Source organism: Paraburkholderia caffeinitolerans (genome assembly GCF_902859945.1).
GTDB classification, from domain to species: Bacteria; Pseudomonadota; Gammaproteobacteria; order Burkholderiales; family Burkholderiaceae; genus Paraburkholderia; species Paraburkholderia caffeinitolerans.
Map to the genome: position 1 here is coordinate 1 of NZ_CADIKL010000128.1, position 623 is coordinate 623.

Consider the following 623-nt stretch of genomic DNA (forward strand, 5'->3'; position numbering starts at 1 on the left):
CCCTCAACGAGCCGAAAGAACCGCCATCCAGACCGACGGCGAAGTGGTATCTTTGAGGTGCACGCGGGTGAGATCGAACTGGTCTTTGCGAATGCGATGCATCAGTTCGATGCCGGAGAGGGTAATGGCCGCGTTCCGGAACCGCTTGAACCCAAGCATCACGTTCACCCGCGATTTGATGTGGCGGTGATCCTGCTCGATCAGGTTGTTCAGGTACTTCGAGGATCGCAATTTCGTTCGCCCGGATAGCAACCCGCCGGCCTTCATCTCGCGGACCGCCCGATGAGATGCCGCGTAGCCGTCCAGCGTAATCGTTTCGGGAGCACGCCCCTGCGTTCTGATCGCCTTCGCGAAGAACGCCTTTGCTGCCGCCACATCGCGCCTGACGCTGAGGCGAAAGTCGATCGTCTTTCCCGCACGGTCAACAGCACGGTAAAGATAGGCCCATTTACCACGAATCTTCACGTAGGTCTCATCGATGCGCCACGACCGACCGGCTGTCGTGGCCAACCGGTTCCAGCGTTTGACGAACTCCGGCGTGTAGCGCTTCACCCAACGCAGGATCGTCGTGTGGGCCAGCGACAGGCCGCGTTCGGCCATGATCTCGACAAGATCGCGCAGAC

Annotated in this window: 1 protein-coding gene; it reads right to left on the bottom strand. The window is 60.0% G+C overall.

Annotation, left to right across the window (positions count from 1 at the left end):
* Positions 1–3 precede the first annotated feature (3 nt).
* A partial coding sequence (locus tag HV773_RS36580; RefSeq protein WP_175198565.1) for an IS6 family transposase occupies positions 4–623 on the bottom strand: 620 nt, incomplete at its 5' end.